Here is an 18453-nt window from a genome sequence, read left to right on the forward strand (position 1 = left end):
CCTGCTCCTTACAAGGTTGGAGGCAACGTGCCTAGCAAGGCTACGGCCGCCAGGGCGCCGAGCCCGCACAACCATTCGAGCCCCAGGGTCAGGCGCAGGTTCGTCGGGGTGGCGCTGAGCGCGCGACGCCGATGCCACAGCGCCAGCCCTAGCATGGCGGCCACGGCCAGCAACTTGACCCCAAGAATGGCCGCGAATGGCCCTGCACTCGGCAGCAAGGTGCCAGTGATGGCCCAGAGGTTGAGCACGCCGGTGGCCACGATCACCCAAACCAGCGGCAGGCCATAGCGGCCGAAGTCCAGGGCCAGGCGTGCAGGTTGCAGGCCCAAGGGTTGCAGCGCGACCCAGCCCAGCAACGCCAGCGCACCGACCCAGCCGCCTACGGCCGCCAGATGCACCAGCTGGTTGAGCGACAACAGCGTACCGGCCACCCCGCCCAGCATGCTGGCGTGCCCCACCGGGGCAAGCGTGGCGATCACCAGGGTGGCCAGGGCAAATGCGGGGACGGGCGAGCGCTGGTTCGGTATCCGCCACCACACCAGTTGCACCAGGCAAAGGACCACATGGGCTGACCATATGCGGCCGAAGGTGGTGTTCAAGAGCACGGTGCGCAGGGTCGCCGACTCAACCCCCGTGCGCCAGTCCCCGGCCATCTCGGCACTCGCCGCCAGCAGCCAGCCAACAGCCGACAGGAACCCCAACAGGGCCACCAGGCAGAGGATGGGGTCCATGCGCCGACGCAGCGCGGGCAACTGCGGGGCACCCTTGAGCAGCAGCGGGCGAAACAGGCTTATGCCGAACAGGCTCAACACGGCGAAGTAGTGCAGGAAGCGAAATACAACCAAGGCAGTCATGGCAGCGGGGTGTTCCGGGCAGGGGGCGCTACTCTACCAGCCTGGGCCGCACCGGCCAAACTGCGCGGCAGCTGTCGGCGCGGCCCTGTAGGAAGCTCCATGGTTGCCCGCAGTGCTCTAACGCGTGGCAGCACGGCTTGCCGGCGACGGGTGTTATGCGCAGCCGCGTCTGGTTGCGGGCAAGTTCGGTTGCCACGGCCCTGGTGTCGCCGGTTTGCGGGCTTGCGCCCGCATCCCACAAGGGCGGGCAGGACTTCTGTGGGAGATTCCATGGTTGCCCGCGCCCCAACGCGTAGCAGCACGGCTTGCCGGCGGCAGATGTTATGCGCAGCTGCGCCTGATCGCGGGCAAGCCCGGCTGCTACGCCCTGGCGCCGCCGGTTCGCGGGCTTGCGCCCGCCTCCCACAGGGGGTGTGTAGGGTTTTTGTGGGGATTTCCTGGTTGCCCGCAGTGCTCTAACGCGCAGCAACGCGGCTTGCCGGCGACGGGTGTTATGCGCAGCCGCGTCTGGTTGCGGGCAAGTTCGGTTGCTACGGCCCTGGTGTCGCAGGTTCGCGGGCTTGCGCCCGCATCCCACAAGGGCGGACAGGACTTCTGTGGGAGATTCCATGGTTGCCCGCGCTCCAACGCGTAGCAGCACGGCTTGCCGGCGGCAGATGTTATGCGCAGCTGCGCCTGATCGCGGGCAAGCCCGGCTGCTACGCCCTGGCGCCGCCGGTTCGCGGGCTTGCGCCCGCCTCCCACAAGGGGTGTGTAGGATTTTTGTGGGAGATTTCCTGGTTGCCCGCATTGCTCTAACGCGCAGCAACGCAGCTTGCCGGCGACGGGTGTTGCGCGGAGCTGCGTCTGGTTGCGGGCAAGCTGGCTGCTACGCCCCTGGTGTCGCAGGTTCGCGGGCTTGCGCCCGCCTCCCACCAGGGGTGTGTAGGATTTTTGTGGGGGATTTCCTGGCTGCCCGCACGCTCTAACGCGTAGCAGCGCGGCTTGCCGGCGGCGGGTGTTATGCGCAGCTGCGCCTGATCGCGGGCAAGTTCGGTTGCTACGGCCCTGGTGTCGCAGGTTCGCGGGCTTGCGCCCGCATCCCACAAGGGGGGGCAGGACTTCTGTGGGAGATTCCATGGTTGCCCGCGCTCCAACGCGTAGCAGCGCGGCTTGCCGGCGACGGGTGTTATGCGCAGCTGCGTCTGGTCGCGGGCAAGTTCGGTTGCTACGCTCTGGCGCCGCTGGTTCGCGGGCTTGCGCCCGCTTCCCACAGGGGTGGGTAGGGGCAGGATGGGCAGATGGGCGCCGTACCCCGACGATGGGGACTTAGCTTGGCAACCGATTCGCCGGGTTCGCCGGTGGCTGCCCGGCGAGCACCGCCAGCAGGTTGTCGACCGCACACGCTGCCATGGCTTCGCGGGTTTCTTCGGTGGCCGAACCGATGTGCGGTGTGGCCACCACGTTGGCCATGCGCAGCAACGGCGAGTCAGTGGCCACCGGCTCCTGGGTGAACACGTCCAGCCCGGCGCCGCGGATACGGCCCTGTTCCAGCGCGGCGATCAGCGCGGGCTCGTCCACCACCGGGCCACGGGCGATGTTGACCAGTATCGCACCAGGCTTCATCAGCCCCAGCTCTCGCTCGCCGATCAGCCCGCGGGTCTGCTCGGTCAACGGCAGTGTGAGGCATACGAAGTCCGCGCCTGCCAGCAGTTCATCCAGCGAACAATGCCGGGCACCGAAGCGTTCGTCCGCCTCCGGGCGGGGCCGATGGCTGTGGTAGAGCACAGGCATGTTGAACCCGCAGTGGCCGCGTTGGGCGAGGGCCTGGCCGATGCGGCCCATGCCGACGATCCCTAGGGTTTTGCCGTGTACGTCGGTGCCGAAGTGCGCCGGGCCGATATTGGCCTGCCATTGCCCGGCGCGCACCATGGCGGCGAGTTCGACCACCCGGCGCGCCGTCGCCATCAGCAGCGCGAAGCCCGTGTCGGCCGTGGTTTCGGTGAGCACGTCTGGCGTGTGGGTGAGCTGGATGCCACGGCGGGTCAGCTCTTCGACGTCATAGTTGTCGATACCCACGGACACGCTGGAAATGACTTCAAGCGCCGGAGCCAGGTCCAGCAGGCTGCTGTCGATGCGCAGGCTTGCCCCCAGCAGCCCATGGGCGCCGGGCAGGGCATCGCGCAGGCGGGCCAGGCCCTCACCTTTCACGTCGTCGATGAAGGTGACCTCGGCCTGCGCCTGCAGGCGCTCCATCAGTGGCGCGGAGAGCTTTTTGTAGACCACAACATGCTTTTTCATAGGTTTGCCTTATCACACATGGGCAGTTCTAGCGGGCGCCGGCGCTATCGCCGCGCGGGCATCGCGGGTGCGCAGGCACAGGGTGAGCACGGCCGATATCGCCAGCGCGGCGCTCATGAACAAGTAGGAAGCACCGGGGTTGCCGGTGGTGGCGTTCAGGTAACCCACCAGCCAGGAGCCGGCGAACGAGCCCAGGGCGCCCATGCTGTTGATCAGCGCCATGGCGCCACCGGCCACGTTGCCGGGGAGAATCTCCGGCACGATGGCGAAGAATGGGCCATAGGGGGCGTACATGCAGGCGCCGGCCAGCGTAAGCAAGCCATAGGACCACCAAAAGTGCGTGCTGCCCAAGGCATAGGAGCCATAGAACGCCAGCGCCGCCAGCAGCAGCGGCGGCCACACGAAGCGCTTGCGCAACTGCAGTTTGTCCGAGCCCCAGGAGCACAGCAGCATGGCGATCACTGCCGCCAGGTAAGGCAGCGCGGACAGCCAGCCGGCCTGGACCATGTCCATTTCCTGGCCCTTTTTGAGGATCGACGGCAACCAGATCACGAAGCCATACACGCCGATGCTCCAGCAGAAATACTGCACCGAGAGCAAGATCACCTTCGGCGAACGGAACGCCTGGGCATAGTTCTTCACCGGCTTGAAGCCCTGCTGTTCGGCGGCCAGCGCGCTCTCCAGCGCTTCACGCTGCGCGTGGCCCAGCCATTTGGCCTGGGCGGGGCGCTCGTCGGCCAGCCGCCACCAGACAAAGGCCCAGATCACCGCTGGGATGCCTTCGATGATGAACATCCAGCGCCAGGAGAAATGCTGCACCAGGTAGCCGGACACCACTGACATCCACAGCATGGTCACCGGGTTGCCGAGGATCAGGAAGGTATTGGCGCGGGAGCGTTCGGCGCGGGTGAACCAGTGGCACAGGTACACCAGCATGGCTGGCATCACCACGGCCTCGACCACGCCGAGGAAAAACCGTATCGCCACCAGCCAGTAGGCGCTGGTGACCACCCCGGTGAGGCTAGCCAAGCCGCCCCAGAGGATCAGGCTGGCGAAGATCAGCTTCTTGACGCTGCGCTTTTCCGCATAGATCGCGCCCGGTACCTGGAAGAAGAAGTAGCCGAGGAAGAACAGCGCGCCAAGCAAGGAGGACATCCCCGGGGTGATTTGCAGGTCTTCGGCCATCCCGGACGCCGCGGCAAAGCCGTAGTTGGCTCGGTCGAGGTAAGCCAGGCTATAGGTGATGAACACCACCGGCATCAGGTACCACCAGCGACGGCTGGCCAGTTTCAGCGTACTCATGATCACACTCCGCTTATTGTTGTTGTCCGGTCGTTAGTCGATGCAGCCGGGGCTCAGCCCGCCAGCGTTTGCCGCGCGGCGTGCAGTTGCGCCAGCCGTGGCAGGCCTTCCATGTCGCCTGGGCTCTGCACGGCCAGGCTGCCGATCCAGTTGCCGCGCCGAACGGCCTGGGCGAACCCCTGGCCTTCGAGCAGGGCGCTGATCACGCCGACCGCAAAGCCGTCGCCGGCGCCCACGGTGTCTACCACCCGTGCCACGGTAAAGCCGGGCACCACGCCTTCGGCCTCGGCGGTGCGGTAATAGGCGCCTTCAGGCCCTAGCTTGATCGCCACCGCTTCCACGCCTTGGTCCAGGTACCAGGCCGCGATATCCCGCGGCTGCTCCTGCCCGGTCAGCAAGCGGCCCTCGGCCAGCCCCGGCAGCACCCAATGGGCTTGGCAAGCGAGTTCATTCACCGCCTCGATCATCGCCGCCTGGTTCGGCCACAGGGAAGGCCGCAGGTTAGGGTCGAAGGACACGCTATGGCCTCGTTCCCGCATATGCGCCATCACGTAGCGCGAAAGCGCCCGGGCATCGCCCGACAGCGCCGGCACAATGCCCGTGGCGTGCAGATGGCGAGCGGTGAACAGCGCCGGGTCGAGGTCGCCCACGCTGAGCGCGCTGGCCGCCGAGCCGCGGCGGAAATATTCGACCGTAGGGTCCCGCCCGTCGGCTTCGCTGGATTTGAGCTGAAAGCCGGTGGGGCGTTGCGGGTCGGTGCGCACGAAGCGGCAGTCCAGGCCTTCGGCGGCCAGGGTGTCGACCACGAAGCGGCCGAAGGCATCCTCGCCCACACGGCTCAACCAGGCTACCTTTAGGCCCAGCCGCGCCAGGCCGATGGCCACGTTGCTGTCGGCGCCGGCGATGCGCTTGTGGAAGCGGTCGACCTTGGCCAGGTCGCCGTATTCGTCGGCCACGAACATTGCCATGGTTTCGCCGAAGCCAAGTACGTCGTAATCAGGCATGGGCGGCCTCCAGGTTCAGGCCCAGCGCCGCCAGTTCCGCCACCCGTTGTTGCACCACGGCGGGGAGGTCCGCGCCTTGAAGGGGGTATTCGATGGCCCGCACGGTGTCGGCCGGGAAGCGCCGCAGCAGCCGGGTCCAGGTTGCCAGGTCGCGCGCCTCGGGGGCCACCGCCACCAATTTGCCCGTAGGGCTGAGGCGCACGGCCTTGCAGTGCAGGTATTGCACGTACTGCCCCAGCTGCCCGGCGGCACCCAGCGCTGATTGCGCCTGCCATTGCCAGTTGCCGATGTCGAAGGTCATGGCCACCGGCACATTGCGTACCCGAGCCGCCGTGAAGAACTGCACCAGCGGCTCGATTCGGCCGCCTTGCACGGTCTGGTCGTTCTCCACCAGCAGCCGCACGGGTGAGCCGGCCAGCAACACGGCCAGGGCCTTGAGGTCGGCATTGGGGGTGAAGTGGCCGAGGGAGGTCTTCAGCCAGACCGCCCCTGCCTCAGCCGCCGCGTGCAGCGTGGCGGCCAGCTGGGGGTTGGGGCGATTGGTGTCTGCTTGCCAGAGCTCCAGCGGCGAGGAGTACACCAGCGTCAATGAAAGGCTCGCGGCCAGGGCGGCGTAGGCGGGCAGGTTGGGGCAGGGTTCGAGCAGCTCCTCGCGCAGCTCTACGTGGCTGGCACCGGCCTTGGCCGCCAGCTCGAAATAATCGGCCTGGCCTGCGCTGCGAACGGTGTCCGCGCCAAAGCTGGAGAGGCTGATGGATACGGATTGACTCATTATTGTTGTCCTCTGAAACCGATTACATTTTTCTTCAGAGCGCTGCCAGTTGGTCGAGTGCGCAGCGGCCGTGGTCAGTGTTTGAGCGGGCCTAACCTTCGATTATGGGCGTGGATCCGCGAATCACCAGCCTCGCTGGTAGATCGATCTGCCGGCTGGGGCTGGGGTCGCCGCGCAGCCGCTGCAGCAGGCAGTCGAACGCAGTGCGGCCGATGGCGTCGGTCGGCTGCGCCAGGGCGGTGATGCCAGCCCCTACCAGCGGATACCACTCCAGGTCATCGAGGGCGATCAAGGCCACGTCCTCGAACAGCCGGCAGCCGGCCTCGCGCAGCGCCAGGGTCGCGGCCAGCGCCGCTACACCATTGGCGCAGAACACTGCCTTGGGACCGTGGCCGCTGTCCGCCATGAACGCCGCCAAGCCCGCCTGCAAGGTATCTCCGGTGCTCAGCACCTGGCCCCGCAGCCGAGGCTCAGCCGCCACCCGAGCCTCGAATGCAGCCCGGCGCTCGCTGCGGGAGCTGGTGCCTTCGGTGGGTTCGGTAACCAAAGCCAGGTCGCGGTAGCCGCGCGCCAGCAGGTGGTCCAGGGCAAGGCCTACCGCGGCGGGGTTGTCCAGGCCCACCAGGTCGGTGCCCAGTGCTTCGAGCTTGCGGTCGACCAGCACGATCGGCATATCGCCTTGCAGCTCGCGCAACTGTTCAGGGTGGCGGCCCAGGGTGTTCACGATCAGCCCTTCGATGTTGTAAGCGTGCAGCGCTTCGAGCTGGCGGCCTTCCTGCTCGGGATCGCGGTCGGTGTTGCACACCACCAGGCTGTAGCCGTGCTGGCGGCAGGCGGTTTCCACGCCGTGCATGACCGCGATGGAGTAGGGGTTGCGGATGTCTGCCATGAGCATGCCGATCAGCCGGGTACGCCCGCGCTTGAGGCCGCGGGCCATCTGGTTGGGGCGATAGCCCAATGTGGCGATGGCGTCCTCGATGCGGCGGGCGATGCTTTCGGACAACAAGCCGCGGTCATCGCCGATGAACCGCGACACGCTGGCCTTGGACACGCCAGCGTGGCGGGCAACGTCGTGCATGGTGGCGCGGCGGGCCAGGGGAGGGCTGCTCATGGCCTGTCATCCTCTTGGTAGTGTTGTTAAGGACAGGTTGAAACCGGTTTCAGGAAACCTCATGCGCGATCCGTCGTCAAGTCGCCGCTGGTCGGGGCAAGGTTTGCTGCGGCGCTTTCCACCTTTCCTACGGCAACTTCAGAGGCGTCCTGCATCCGCGTTGCCTGCAGGAACGGTAAGGTCCGCGGTCGTTATTCAAGCACCGAACAGGAGACCTACTGTGTGGAGAGCATTGCTGTTGGCCTTGGCGCTGACGTGGCCCCTGGGCCCCGGCCCGATGGCCGCCGACCTGATGAGCTTCTGGGACACGCCGCAGCGGGGGGCCAACAGTTTCAACCGGTTGCCGCCCACTCAGGCCTATTTCGATGCCCTGGCCGCCACCGGCGCTACCTGGGTACGCCTGGCCTATGACAAATGGCCCACCGATGAGCGGGATTTTCTCGTGGGCGATTCCGACGGCTACGATGGCCTGATCGCCGAAGACCTCGACATCCTGGTGGCGACCCTCGACCGCGCGCATAACGCAGGCCTCAAGGTGGTGATCGTGCCGCTTTCGCTGCCGTTGATGCGCTGGTCCCAGAACAACCACGGGCAATTCGACGACCGCCTCTGGGAAGACCACCGCAACTGGCGTGAAGCCGCCGGCTTCTGGCGAGACCTCGCCCAGGCATTGCGCGATCACCCGGCGGTGGCCGCCTATAACCTGGTCAACGAGCCCGCTCCCGAACGCGAAGGTGGGTTGCCCGAGCACGCGCCCGCCGCCCAGGCCAGCGCCTGGTACGCCGGCGAACGCGGGCGTGGCCGGGACCTGCCGGCGTTCTATGACAAGCTGGTGCGCGCCGTGCGCGAAGTGGACCCGCACACGCCGGTGATGCTCGACGCCGGCTGGTATGCCGCTGCCGATGGCTTTGGCTACTGGCCTGGCGCCAATCGAGACGCCCGCACCCTGTACAGCGTGCACATGTACGAGCCCTACCAAGCCACCAGCGATCCCGGCATGTTCAAGCGCGAGCTCGTTCCCTACCCTGGCCTGGCGCCCTTCGCCGACGGCCAGCAACAGTGGGACGCGCAACGGGTTAGCGGCTACCTGCAAGGCTTCACCCAATGGGCCGCGGGCGTAGGTGTGTCGCCACGGCGCCTGGTGCTGGGGGAATTCGGTTGCCTGCGGCGCTGGCCGGGTTGCCCACGCTATCTGGAAGATGTGCTCGCGACGGCGGAGCAGGCAGGCTTGCACTGGGCTTTCTATGCCTTCCGCGAGGACGCCTGGGATGGCATGGACTACGAGCTGGGCACCCAGCCGGTGCCCTGGGCGTACTGGAAGGCAGCAGAGGCGGGTGACCCGGACCCGATCACCCGCCAAGGCAGCCCGCTGTTCGAGATCATCCAGCGGCGCCTGCGCGCGGCGAGCCCGTAGGCGAGGGTAAACCGGTGAACCTGCGAACCGGGGTTCTGTTTCGCAGGCTGCCCCGCTTCTCCTGGCCCCACGTGCCTGCGTGAAACAGCGCTTGAGCTCCGCTCGGCGAACGCATAACGTCTTGCTCCGTACGGATGGCAGGCGCAGCGCCTCGCCTCCTTTTTCAGGCGCGTGCCAACGAGCTATCCATGATCGACTTTCACAACGTGACCGCCTTCCAGCAACAGACCCGCGTGCTGGATGGTTTTTCGCTGCACATCGGCGTCGGCGAGAAAGTGGCCGTCCTCGGCCCCAATGGGGCCGGCAAGAGCACCCTGCTCAAGCTGATCACCCGCGAGCTGTATCCGCTGGACCGCGAAGGCAGCCACCTGAAGCTGTTTGGTCTCAGCAACGTCAACCTCTGGGACCTGCGCAGCCGCCTGGGCTTCATTTCCCAAGACCTGCAGGACGACTACACGCCCTATACCGAAGCCCTGGCCGTGGTGGTGTCCGGCTTCTTCGGTGCCATCGGGGCCCACGGCCACCTGCAGCCCACCGAGGAGCAACTGGCCCAGGCCAGGGCGTTGCTGGCCGTGGTGGAAATGGCAGGGCATGAGCGAACCATGTTCCAGCGCCTTTCCACCGGGCAGAAGCGCCGGCTGTTGCTGGCTCGCGCGCTGGTCCACCAGCCACGGGCGCTGATTCTCGACGAACCGGCCAATGGCTTGGACATGGGTGCCAGCCTGGGCATGCTCAAGCTGCTGCGGCGCTTCTGCGGCGAGGACCGGGCGATGATCATCACCACCCACCATATCGACGAGATCATCCCTGAGATCGACCGCGTGGTGCTGCTCGACCGGGGCCGTATCGTCGCCGATGGCCCCAAGGCCGAGGTGCTGACCAGCGCCGCGTTGTCCACCCTTTACCAGACCGACCTGCGCATCTCCGAGCAAGATGGCTGGTACCGTTGTTGGCACGCCTGAACCCGAATCCAAACCCAAGCCCAAGCGACTGGAGCCTCCTCTCATGAAAGCCGCGATTGTCCATTCCTTTGACCACCCGCCGCGTTATGGCGACATCGATGCGCCGCAGGCGGCCGCTGGCGAGGTGCTGGTGCAGGTGCGCGCCGCTGCGCTGAGCCAACTGGTACGCGCCCAGGCCAGCGGCAAGCATTACAGCAGTGGCAAGACGCTGCCGGTGGTGCCCGGCGCCGACGGGGTGGGGGTGCTCGAAGATGGCACCCGGGTGTATTTCGCGTTTCCGCGGGCACCCATCGGGGCCATGGCCGAGACGGTAGCGGTACACGCGCGCAACTGCGTGGCGATACCCCAGGGTGTCGACGACATCACCGCCGCGGCCATCGCCAACCCCGGCATGTCGTCCTGGGCGGCCTTGCAGGAGCGGGCGCGCTTCCAGCCTGGGGAGCGCGTGTTGATCAACGGCGCTGCCGGTACTTCCGGCCGCTTAGCGATCCAGGTCGCCAAGCACCTCGGCGCGGCGCGGGTAGTCGCCACGGCCCGCAACCCAGCGGTAGAAGCGGAGCTCAAGGCCTTGGGCGCAGATGAGTTCATCTGCCTCGACCAACCGGCCGAGGCATTGACCGCTACCTTCCGCGAGCACCTCCTGGGCCAGGGCATCGAGGTTGTGCTCGACTACCTGTGGGGGCCGCCCGCGGCGTGCATCCTTGATGCGCTGGTCAGCCACGGCAGCAGCGAGGCAGCGCCACGCGTGCGTTTCGTCAATATTGGTTCGCTGGCCGGGGCAAGCCTGCCGTTGACCCCTGGGGCGCTACGCAGCTCGGGCCTGGAACTGCTCGGCAGCGGCTTGGGCAGCGTTTCCCACGAGGGCTTGGTCAGGGTAGTGGGCCAGCTGCTGAGCGCGATAGGCCCAGCCGGGTTGAAGGTAGAAGCGCAGGCCGTGCCGCTCAGCGAAGTCGAGACGGCATGGCAGGGGAGCGCGGCGGAGCGCATTGTGTTCACGCTATGACGGCGCACCAGGGCTCCACCGAAGCACGGCCTCTGTTGATGGTCTTCAGCGGCCTGCCCGGCACCGGCAAAACCACGCTGGCCCGCCAGCTCGCGCTCGACCTCGGCGCGCTGTACCTGCGCATCGATACCATCGAGCAGGCGATCCGGAATTCGGGAGCGCTGGCTGGGGACGTTGGGCGCAGCGGTTACTTCGTCGCCAATGAGCTGGCGTCGAACAATCTTCGGCTTGGCAACACGGTTGTAGTGGACGGTGTAAACCCCGTAACGGCGAGCCGCCAGGCCTGGTGCGACGTCGCCGAGCGTTCTGGCGCCTCGCTGATGAATGTCCAGGTGGTGTGCTCGGATGCACGCGAACATCAGCGCCGGGTCGAGGCCCGGGCGGGGGATATCGCCGGGTTGGTGCCTCCGGATTGGGGGTCTGTGCTCAACCACGAATACGAACCCTGGAGTACGCCTCCCTTCACGGTCGATACCGCGTCAGCTTCGGCGCAAGAGGCCGTCGCAATGATCTTGCGGAAAGTAAAAACGTTCTAAGCAAGTCACTAAAAGTTCAAGAGGTTGATATCGAAAAGCCTTCACTGAACTGTCGTTTCTGCGTCGCTTTTGCACTAAGGTGCGACACTTTTCCCTTACGGGCTCCCGCATCTTGGGCGTGGGGTGTTAGGTTCGAATGTTCTGATTAAGCAATCAGATATTTCTTACAACTGCCTACAAAGGAATGCCCTTAGCAATGGATTTTTCTCTTAAGCACCTGGCCGCGGCTACCCTGATGTTCGCCAGCCTTGCATCGTTCACCAGCGCGGCACAGGCCAATATCACCCCGCAACAAAGCGCGATCATTCTCAAAGCCTTCAATGACGCGTCGGTCACGGATTTCAGGCAGTTTCTCGGCCGCCTGGCCCAGAACGACATCGCCAAGGCCGACGACCTGGGCCCGGCAATCAGCACGTTCCTGGACAACAAGCCGCTGTCCGCCGAGCAGCAGAACGAAATCTATCGGCTGTTGGGCCTTTATGCACGAGTGAAATACGGCAGCGCGGCCACCGAAACCTTGCGTGAGCTGGTGGCGATCCCGACGTTCCAGAAACCGGGCGTGCCTCAATATGAAAACCCGGAATTCCTCAAGATCGCCGAAAAAATCAAACAGCTCGCCGAAAGCTTCAACTTGAACTTCCGCAACATCGACAACCGCGTATTCGAAATCTCGCTCGACGGCACTGGCAAAGAACTCGTGGGCATTCATGCACATGCTGACGTGGTGCCAGTGACGCCGGAGAACTGGGTGCTCAAGGACGGCACCAAGCTGGACCCGTTCAAGGTCACCCTGATCGGCGACCGTATGTATGGGCGCGGCACCGAAGACGACAAGAACGGCATCGTGGTCGCGCTGTATGCCATGAAGGTCATTAAAGAAGAGAAACTGCCGCTGGCGCGCAACTTCAAGTTGCTGGTGGATACCACCGAAGAAACCTCTGGCGATGCCATCCCGTATTACTTCGAGCACAACCCTACGCCGGACTACAACCTGGCGCTGGATGGCGGTTATCCGGTAGTGATTGCTGAAAAAGGCTATGGCACCGTCATGGCCAGTTTCGCTCGCGCTAAAGCCCAAGGGCAGGGCGCGGAGATCACGTCGATGACCGGTGGCATGGCTACCAATCAGATTCCTTCGGCCTCGGTCGCTACCTTCGTCACCGACAAGCCCGCGGAGCTTGCCGCCAGCCTGCAAAAGGCCGGTGCCGACTATGCCAAGGCCAATGGTGGCAACTTCGAGGTCGCCGCGAAGGTGGATGGCAAAGATGTGAAGCTCACGGTTACCGGGGTGTCCGCCCACTCGTCCGAACCTGAAACGGGCGTTAACCCCGTGGCCCGGATGCTGGGCTTGATCGCCAGCCTCGATGGCAAGGTCGCGCTCAAGCACAACTACATCACCGAAGCCGCCCGCTACGCCGATGACAACTGGAGCCTGGATTATCTGGGTAACAAGTTGGGCGTCGGTTTCGCCGATGACTTCATGGGCCCGCTGACGGCTTCCCCCACCTTCGTTGGCATGGACGACAAAGCGTTCAAGCTGGCGGTCAACTTGCGTGTGCCGAAGGGCAAGTCTCCGCAAGCGCTAAAGGCAGAAATCGCTGGCAAGCTGGAGGCCTGGAGCAAGAAGACGCATATCGCGCCAGCCCTGGACTACTCGATCGCCGAACCGATGTACCGCAACCCCGAGGGTGAGTGGGTCAAGGCGCTGCTTGACGTCGCCACCGAAAACCTCGGCATGGAGCACAAGTTCGGCACCTCGGCGGGCGCCACGTCGGTCCACGAACTGCCCAATGGCGTACAGTTCGGCCTAGCCAAACCCGATGTGAAATACACCGGCCACACCGACAACGAGTTCAAGACCACCGAGCAGTTCTTGCTGGACCTGCAGATCGTTACCGAAATGATGGTGCGTGTGGGGCAGTTGCCGAAGCTCTGATCCACCGTCCTGGCCCGCTGCACCAGCGGGCCAGGCTCTGTAGCATCGGGCGGCGGGCTCGCTCCCGAGTGGAGGGCAACCATGTTCGAGCACTTCAAGCTGGAGAGGGTCGAGTTACCCGAAGCGACCCTGCGGGTTCGTCATGGCGGTTCGGGCCCGCCGTTGCTGCTGTTGCACGGGCACCCTCGAACCCATACCACCTGGCACAGGGTGGCGCCGATACTCGCTGAGCGCTTCACCGTGGTGTGCCCCGATCTCAGAGGCTTTGGCCAGTCCAGCAAACCAGCGGACCCCCACGACCACGAAGCCTCTTCTAAGCGTGCCAAGGCACGCGACTGCATCGCTCTGATGGAACATTTCGGGTTCGATCGATTCTCTCTGGCAGGCCATGACCGCGGCAGCTACACCGCCTTTCGTACGGCCATGGACTATCCCTCACGGGTAATCAAGCTGGCGTTGCTGGATGCCGTGCCCATACTCGAAGCGCTGGAGCGGTGTGACGCGCAGTTTGCCGCACGCTGGTGGCACTGGTTCTTCTTCGCACAACCCGACAAGCCGGAGCGCGCGATACTGGCAGATCCCACGGCGTGGTATGGCGGGTCGAGACAAACCATGGGCGAAGAAAACTACGCCGATTTTCAAACGGCGATCCATGATCCGGACACCGTCAAGGGCATGCTCGGTGATTACCGCGCCGGCATCGCCGTGGACCCCTCGCACGATCGAGCTGATCGGAGCGCTGGGCGTAAACTCCAGTGCCCGGTGCACATTGCCTGGTCCCTCAGAGATGACCTGCAAAGCTTGTATGGCGACGTGCTAGCGGTGTGGCAACCCTGGGCGGAGCAAGTGGTAACGGGCATGGGGATCGATAGCGGGCACCATATGGCTGAAGAGGCTCCGGTGGAGTTGGCGAGAATGTTGCGGGAATTCTTTTTGAGAGATTAAAACCAGTTCCGGCGCCTGCGACGCTTCGGCCTTATCACTGGCTGGTTCACATGGCTGCGCAAAACCACCCACTCGGCATCAGGCGTTCGATGTTTTCAATGTGGCTGTGGCGTTGTTTCCCGGCCCTGGCCCTGCCGCAAGTTGGATTGCGCCCATTGTTCTGTGTTGGTCACGGGTAATCCATGGACAGCGTTGAATGTGTTGGCCACATCCCACGCCACACCCCGGCCCATAGCGAACACTGCCCGGTATTTGCACAGATTGTCCTCAGGCATCTGCTCTAGGTCTGCCAGCAACTGCTGCACGCTAAGCTCTCGGCGCTCGATGTTCCGCCCGATCACTCGTTCGACCAGGTCAGCCAGCGCGCCGTAGGTGAGGGTGTCACCCGCCGTGTATACGACCTGATCGATCAGGCGCGGGCTGTGCAGCACGATGGCGGCGGTGAGCGTGCCAATGTCTTGCGCTGTTGTCACGGTAACCCTGGTTTCAAAGCTGCCCAGCGCATTGACCTGGCCGGCGTTTAGGTCAACGACTCCGAACGCTGGATCGAACAGGAAGCTGGTGAACATACCGGTGGAGATAATTACCCATTCGGTTCGGGATTGAGCACGCAACAAGTCGCGAACATCCAGCTGCTCGTCAAACAGGTCTTGAGGGCTACCACGGCCAATCAGGTCGTAGTCAACGCCGAACTGCCATGGAATGTAGCGGTTGACACCCGCCGTTAGCGCAGCCTCAGCCAACTTACGCTGAGTGCCGCGGCCTGCCGCAAACCCAACGCAGCTGATCACCGTGTCGAAGCGTCCCAGCACCGCAGCGAGCTCTTCCACGGAGGCTTCGGTAATGTCGGCTGTTTCAATAGCGATGCCTAGCCTGCTGATAGAGTGGATTTCTTGTTGTTTTTCCATGGACGAACTTTGCACAGTGGCTTGGCGCAGAAGTACGGTAATGCTCGCCGATTCAGTTGATAGGGCGGCCAGCCCTTGCAGCACGGCAAGCCCCAGTTCGCCGGCCCCCAATACCAGAATGCGTTGTTTGACGTTTGAAATAGCAGCTTGCATGGTAAGCCTCTGTTTGACGTACTCAACTTGAAGCTAGGGATCTTGTCATGGGCATCGATGCGCAAAAAGTAGGTACATCGGTGATACCGAGTGGTCTGGATGTTCAGGAAATCATTCGGCTTTCGCAGAATGCCTGTCGCGCGCTTAGCGAGGACGAGGATGGTCTCAAGCGCGATATCCTCGGGCATTCCGGTAATCGATGGTCACTGGGCGTGGTGCATGCGCTGGGCGTGAGCAGCCCCTTGCGCCACGCGGAGTTACGCCGCCGATTGCACGGTGTCACGCAACGCATGCTCACTCACACGCTGCGTCAGTTGGAGCGCGACGGGCTGATCTCTCGTCACGATTTTGGCGAGAAGCCCTTGCGGGTGGAGTACGCGCTGACCGAACTTGGAATGGGATTATTAGTGCAGATGATTCCACTATGGACATGGGTGATCGAACAGGCCGAGGGTTTCACGGAGGCGCGCAAACGGTATGACCAACAGTTAAAGGCCGGATAACGTACTGCACTCTGATTCAGCCAATGCACGCAGCCTCACCGCCTGGCCCGTTCAACGGCCACCAACCCCACACTGGCTGCGAAGGTCATGCCCACCATGGGCCACGCACTGCCGTCGGACCATGCCCCGGTGATTGCGCTCGACAGGCATGTGAGCAGCATCTGCACGAAGAAGAACCCGCCAGACACCGTGCCGGCGATGGCGGGGAAGGGTTGCAGCACGGCCCATTGGCAAGCAGGGATGATCAGGCCAACCGAGAACATCACCGGTGCCAACGCCACCAGCAGCAGCCATAGCCCGGCGCCCTGCGCTTGCAGGCAGAGCAGGGCGCTGCTGCCAGCCAGGTTGAGCACGCAGGCCAGGCCGAGCAGGCGCTCGATCGAACGGCCCGACGACAGCTTGGCGAAGGTCCGCGACCCTGCCACATAACCCAGCACCGTGAGCCCCAGCACCAGCGCGTAACCCCGCGGCGTCAGCCCTAGGCCCCGCTGCAGCAGCACGGAGGATTCGCTGATAAACGGGAAGTAACTGCAGTAGGCGAAGCCGATCACCAGCGAGTAGCGCCAGAACGCCCGGCTGCCGAGCATCTGCCGCCACGCCTGCCGCCCGCTGATGGCCGGGCCATGATCGAGGCGGGTTTCGGGCAGCCGCTGTCGGACCTGCCACAGCGTGAGCGCTCCGAGCAGCAACAGGCCGAGAAACAAGCCGCGCCACCCCAGCGACGGCAGCAGCAGGCTACCCAGCAACGGCGCAACGATCGGCGCGATGGCCATGGCGCTGGAAAGCGCCGACAGCAGCCGCACCTGCTCGTAGGGGGCAAAACGGTCGCGCACTACCACCCTGGCTACCAGCGGGCCGCAGCAGCCGCCCAGTGCTTGGAAGAAGCGCGCCGCGCAGAGGCTCCAAAGGTTGGGCGCCAGGGCACAGCCCAGGGTCGCCAGCAGGTACAGGCCAAGCCCGGCGAGCATCGTCGGTCGCCGCCCGAAGCGGTCGCAAAGGGTACCGGTGACCAGCATCGATACCGCGTACCCCGCCATGTAGAGCGTGAGGCTGGCTTGAACAGCCCCGGCCGGTACTTGCAGCTGTGCCGCCATGGCGGGCCAGGCCGGCAGGTACAGATCCAGCGCCACCCGGGGCAGGCACACCAGCCCTACCAGCAACAGGGCCCAGTGGCGCAGGGTCGAGGGAGGGCGCGGCATGGTAGTGCTCCGGATCAGGAAGATGCCGCAGCCTAAGGGGTTTGTGGTCTACTGCGCAGATCCATTTATAGCTGAACGGACTGGACCACTATGAGCCGTGGCAGAACGGTGCTCGCCCTGGACCTCCCGCAACCGGTGATGCCGGGTGCCACCAAGCTGGAAGCGGGCTACCAGAGCCTGCGCGATGCGATCCTCGAACAGCGGTTGGCGGCCGACAGCCTGCTGCCATCCACCCGGGTGCTGGCCGAGCGTTGGCACATGGCTCGCGGCACGCTTGAAGTGGTTTACGAGCGGTTGCGCGCGGAGGGGTACATCGTGCGCCGCAGCGGCTCGGGAAGCCGCGTATGCGCCGTGGTGCCTGATCGCTTGCTGGCGGCTGCGGGCGCTGGCGCTAGCTTGCCGGCACCCGCGCCCTCTGTACCGTCCGCGGAAACCCGGGTGCGGGTCGGCGTGCCGTTCCTGGCCCGCCTTCCAGACCCGGCCCTGTTCAGCGCCCAAGCGTGGGCTCGGCACTTGGCGCGGGGCCTGGCCAGCACGGCCGCGGCGGACCTTGGCCATGCCACCGCCCAAGGCTTGCCGGCGCTTCGCGAGCATCTGGCAACCTACCTGGCCCGGCACCGAGGCATCAGTTGCAGCGCCGAATCGCTGATCATCACCCATGGCATACGCGACACCCTGGACCTGGTCGCCAACACTGTGCTGCGCGCCGGCGATGCTGTCGCCGTGGAGGACCCCGGCTACCTGACTGCCGGCGCGCTGTTCGAACAGGCTGGCGCTCGCCTGCAGCCATTGGCGCTGGACGGCGACGGGCTGATCAGCGAAGGCCTGGAGGCGGTGGATGCGCGGCTGCTTTACCTCACCCCGGCGCATCAGTCCCCCAGCGGGGCGACGCTGCCGGTTTCGCGCCGGCTGGCCATCCTGGCCTGGGCCGAGCGCCGCGCGGCGTGGGTGATCGAGGACGACTACGACAGCGAGTTCAATTACCACGGCGCACCACTGCCGGCGCTCAAGGCCCTGGACCGGGACGAGCGGGTGGTCTACTGCGGCAGCTTCAATAAAACGCTGTTCGCGGGCTTGCGCATCGGTTATCTGATCGCCCCGCCTGCGCTGCGCGGCGCACTGCTGGCACGCATCGAAGCCAGCGGTCGCGCCGTGGGCGTGGTGGAGCAAGCGGCCGTGGCCCAGCTGATCGCCAGCGGTGCTTTCCTCCGGCACTTGCGTATAGCCCGCCAGGCGTACCAGCAGCGCCGCGACCTGCTACTGGACATCCTCGCCAAAGGGGCGCCCGGCCGCTACCGCGTGCAAGGGGAACACGCAGGCTTGCACTGCCTGCTGGCGCTGGATGACAGCATCGATGAGGGCGCGCTATGCGACCGCGCGGCACAGGAAGGGCTGCTGCTTCAGCCGCTGCGGCAGTTTTGCCGACAGGCGACGCCCGGGCCGGCGGTGGTGCTGGGCTATGCAGCCCTGACACTGGCGCAGGTCTGCCTGGCTGGGCGTCAGCTGGCGGCTTTGTTGAGGGAAGGGCATCCCGGGCGGTAAACCCGGGCGGCTGTCGCACCGCCCTGGCT

At 65.1% G+C, this 18453-nt stretch carries 16 protein-coding genes; 8 read left to right on the forward strand and 8 right to left on the reverse strand.

From position 1 onward, the window contains the following. Window positions 1-8: 8 nt before the first annotated feature. The 6 genes from OGL93_RS14440 to OGL93_RS14465 form a co-directional block, all read right to left on the reverse strand. Window positions 9-854 (reverse strand): CopD family protein, encoded by an 846-nt coding sequence (locus OGL93_RS14440; protein WP_263263415.1) that lies wholly within the window; start codon window positions 852-854, stop codon window positions 9-11. Window positions 855-2162: 1308 nt separating this feature from the next. Beyond that, a complete protein-coding gene (locus tag OGL93_RS14445) occupies window positions 2163-3134 on the reverse strand; it encodes a D-glycerate dehydrogenase (protein ID WP_263263417.1) in 972 nt (323 codons plus the stop codon). Between the two features lie 12 nt (window positions 3135-3146). After that, window positions 3147-4436 carry an MFS transporter gene (locus tag OGL93_RS14450; RefSeq protein ID WP_263263418.1) on the reverse strand — a complete coding sequence of 430 codons (1290 nt, stop codon included), beginning with the start codon at window positions 4434-4436 and terminating at the stop codon, window positions 3147-3149. Between the two features lie 53 nt (window positions 4437-4489). Then, window positions 4490-5440, reverse strand: coding sequence for a sugar kinase (locus tag OGL93_RS14455; protein WP_263263419.1), 951 nt, complete (start codon window positions 5438-5440; stop codon window positions 4490-4492). Then, window positions 5433-6212, reverse strand: coding sequence for an AP endonuclease (locus OGL93_RS14460; protein ID WP_263263421.1), 780 nt, complete (start codon window positions 6210-6212; stop codon window positions 5433-5435). The genes OGL93_RS14455 and OGL93_RS14460 overlap by 8 nt, the downstream gene beginning before the upstream one ends. Before the next feature lie 91 nt (window positions 6213-6303). Further along, a complete protein-coding gene (locus OGL93_RS14465; protein ID WP_263263422.1) occupies window positions 6304-7323 on the reverse strand; it encodes a LacI family DNA-binding transcriptional regulator in 1020 nt (339 codons plus the stop codon). A gap of 292 nt (window positions 7324-7615) precedes the next feature. Between OGL93_RS14465 and OGL93_RS14470 the strand changes: the two genes are divergently transcribed. The 6 genes from OGL93_RS14470 (at window position 7616) to OGL93_RS14495 (ending at window position 14119) form a co-directional block, all read left to right on the forward strand. Beyond that, window positions 7616-8737 (forward strand): glycoside hydrolase family 5 protein, encoded by a 1122-nt coding sequence (locus tag OGL93_RS14470; RefSeq protein ID WP_263263491.1) that lies wholly within the window; start codon window positions 7616-7618, stop codon window positions 8735-8737. A gap of 188 nt (window positions 8738-8925) precedes the next feature. Continuing rightward, the gene (locus OGL93_RS14475; RefSeq protein WP_263263423.1) at window positions 8926-9699 is read left to right on the forward strand and encodes an ATP-binding cassette domain-containing protein; all 774 of its coding nucleotides are present in this window, start codon (window positions 8926-8928) and stop codon (window positions 9697-9699) included. Window positions 9700-9742: 43 nt separating this feature from the next. Next, the gene (locus OGL93_RS14480; RefSeq protein WP_263263424.1) at window positions 9743-10702 is read left to right on the forward strand and encodes a zinc-binding alcohol dehydrogenase family protein; all 960 of its coding nucleotides are present in this window, start codon (window positions 9743-9745) and stop codon (window positions 10700-10702) included. Between the two features lie 32 nt (window positions 10703-10734). Next, window positions 10735-11238, forward strand: a complete 504-nt coding sequence (locus OGL93_RS14485; protein WP_263263493.1) for an AAA family ATPase — start codon at window positions 10735-10737, stop codon at window positions 11236-11238. Window positions 11239-11434: 196 nt separating this feature from the next. After that, window positions 11435-13174, forward strand: coding sequence for a dipeptidase (locus OGL93_RS14490; protein ID WP_263263426.1), 1740 nt, complete (start codon window positions 11435-11437; stop codon window positions 13172-13174). Window positions 13175-13255: 81 nt separating this feature from the next. Next, the gene (locus OGL93_RS14495) at window positions 13256-14119 is read left to right on the forward strand and encodes an alpha/beta hydrolase (RefSeq protein ID WP_263263427.1); all 864 of its coding nucleotides are present in this window, start codon (window positions 13256-13258) and stop codon (window positions 14117-14119) included. A 95-nt stretch (window positions 14120-14214) separates the two neighbouring features. On the opposite strand, the gene OGL93_RS14500 is transcribed toward OGL93_RS14495, so the two are convergent. Further along, the gene (locus OGL93_RS14500; protein ID WP_263263429.1) at window positions 14215-15180 is read right to left on the reverse strand and encodes an aromatic alcohol reductase; all 966 of its coding nucleotides are present in this window, start codon (window positions 15178-15180) and stop codon (window positions 14215-14217) included. A gap of 47 nt (window positions 15181-15227) precedes the next feature. Between OGL93_RS14500 and OGL93_RS14505 the strand changes: the two genes are divergently transcribed. After that, window positions 15228-15683: a helix-turn-helix domain-containing protein gene (locus tag OGL93_RS14505; RefSeq protein WP_263263430.1), complete on the forward strand. Its 456-nt coding sequence runs from the start codon at window positions 15228-15230 to the stop codon at window positions 15681-15683. 35 nt (window positions 15684-15718) lie between these two features. On the opposite strand, the gene OGL93_RS14510 is transcribed toward OGL93_RS14505, so the two are convergent. After that, complete coding sequence (locus OGL93_RS14510) at window positions 15719-16882, reverse strand: Bcr/CflA family efflux MFS transporter (protein WP_263263431.1); 1164 nt, start codon at window positions 16880-16882, stop codon at window positions 15719-15721. A gap of 90 nt (window positions 16883-16972) precedes the next feature. Here OGL93_RS14510 and OGL93_RS14515 point away from each other — a divergent pair, with 90 nt between their 5' ends. Then, window positions 16973-18424, forward strand: a complete 1452-nt coding sequence (locus tag OGL93_RS14515) for a PLP-dependent aminotransferase family protein (protein ID WP_263263432.1) — start codon at window positions 16973-16975, stop codon at window positions 18422-18424. Window positions 18425-18453: the final 29 nt, after the last annotated feature.

The organism is Pseudomonas sp. RIT-PI-S (assembly GCF_025642975.1).
Taxonomy (GTDB): Bacteria; Pseudomonadota; Gammaproteobacteria; order Pseudomonadales; family Pseudomonadaceae; genus Aquipseudomonas.

Coding starts and splice junctions, on each gene's coding strand:
- OGL93_RS14440 (WP_263263415.1), bottom strand. CDS start 854: ATGACTGCCTTGGTTGTATTTCGCTTCCTGCACTACTTCGCCGTGTTG.
- OGL93_RS14445 (WP_263263417.1), bottom strand. CDS start 3,134: ATGAAAAAGCATGTTGTGGTCTACAAAAAGCTCTCCGCGCCACTGATG.
- OGL93_RS14450 (WP_263263418.1), bottom strand. CDS start 4,436: ATGAGTACGCTGAAACTGGCCAGCCGTCGCTGGTGGTACCTGATGCCG.
- OGL93_RS14455 (WP_263263419.1), bottom strand. CDS start 5,440: ATGCCTGATTACGACGTACTTGGCTTCGGCGAAACCATGGCAATGTTC.
- OGL93_RS14460 (WP_263263421.1), bottom strand. CDS start 6,212: ATGAGTCAATCCGTATCCATCAGCCTCTCCAGCTTTGGCGCGGACACC.
- OGL93_RS14465 (WP_263263422.1), bottom strand. CDS start 7,323: ATGAGCAGCCCTCCCCTGGCCCGCCGCGCCACCATGCACGACGTTGCC.
- OGL93_RS14470 (WP_263263491.1), top strand. CDS start 7,616: ATGAGCTTCTGGGACACGCCGCAGCGGGGGGCCAACAGTTTCAACCGG.
- OGL93_RS14475 (WP_263263423.1), top strand. CDS start 8,926: ATGATCGACTTTCACAACGTGACCGCCTTCCAGCAACAGACCCGCGTG.
- OGL93_RS14480 (WP_263263424.1), top strand. CDS start 9,743: ATGAAAGCCGCGATTGTCCATTCCTTTGACCACCCGCCGCGTTATGGC.
- OGL93_RS14490 (WP_263263426.1), top strand. CDS start 11,435: ATGGATTTTTCTCTTAAGCACCTGGCCGCGGCTACCCTGATGTTCGCC.
- OGL93_RS14495 (WP_263263427.1), top strand. CDS start 13,256: ATGTTCGAGCACTTCAAGCTGGAGAGGGTCGAGTTACCCGAAGCGACC.
- OGL93_RS14500 (WP_263263429.1), bottom strand. CDS start 15,180: ATGCAAGCTGCTATTTCAAACGTCAAACAACGCATTCTGGTATTGGGG.
- OGL93_RS14505 (WP_263263430.1), top strand. CDS start 15,228: ATGGGCATCGATGCGCAAAAAGTAGGTACATCGGTGATACCGAGTGGT.
- OGL93_RS14510 (WP_263263431.1), bottom strand. CDS start 16,882: ATGCCGCGCCCTCCCTCGACCCTGCGCCACTGGGCCCTGTTGCTGGTA.
- OGL93_RS14515 (WP_263263432.1), top strand. CDS start 16,973: ATGAGCCGTGGCAGAACGGTGCTCGCCCTGGACCTCCCGCAACCGGTG.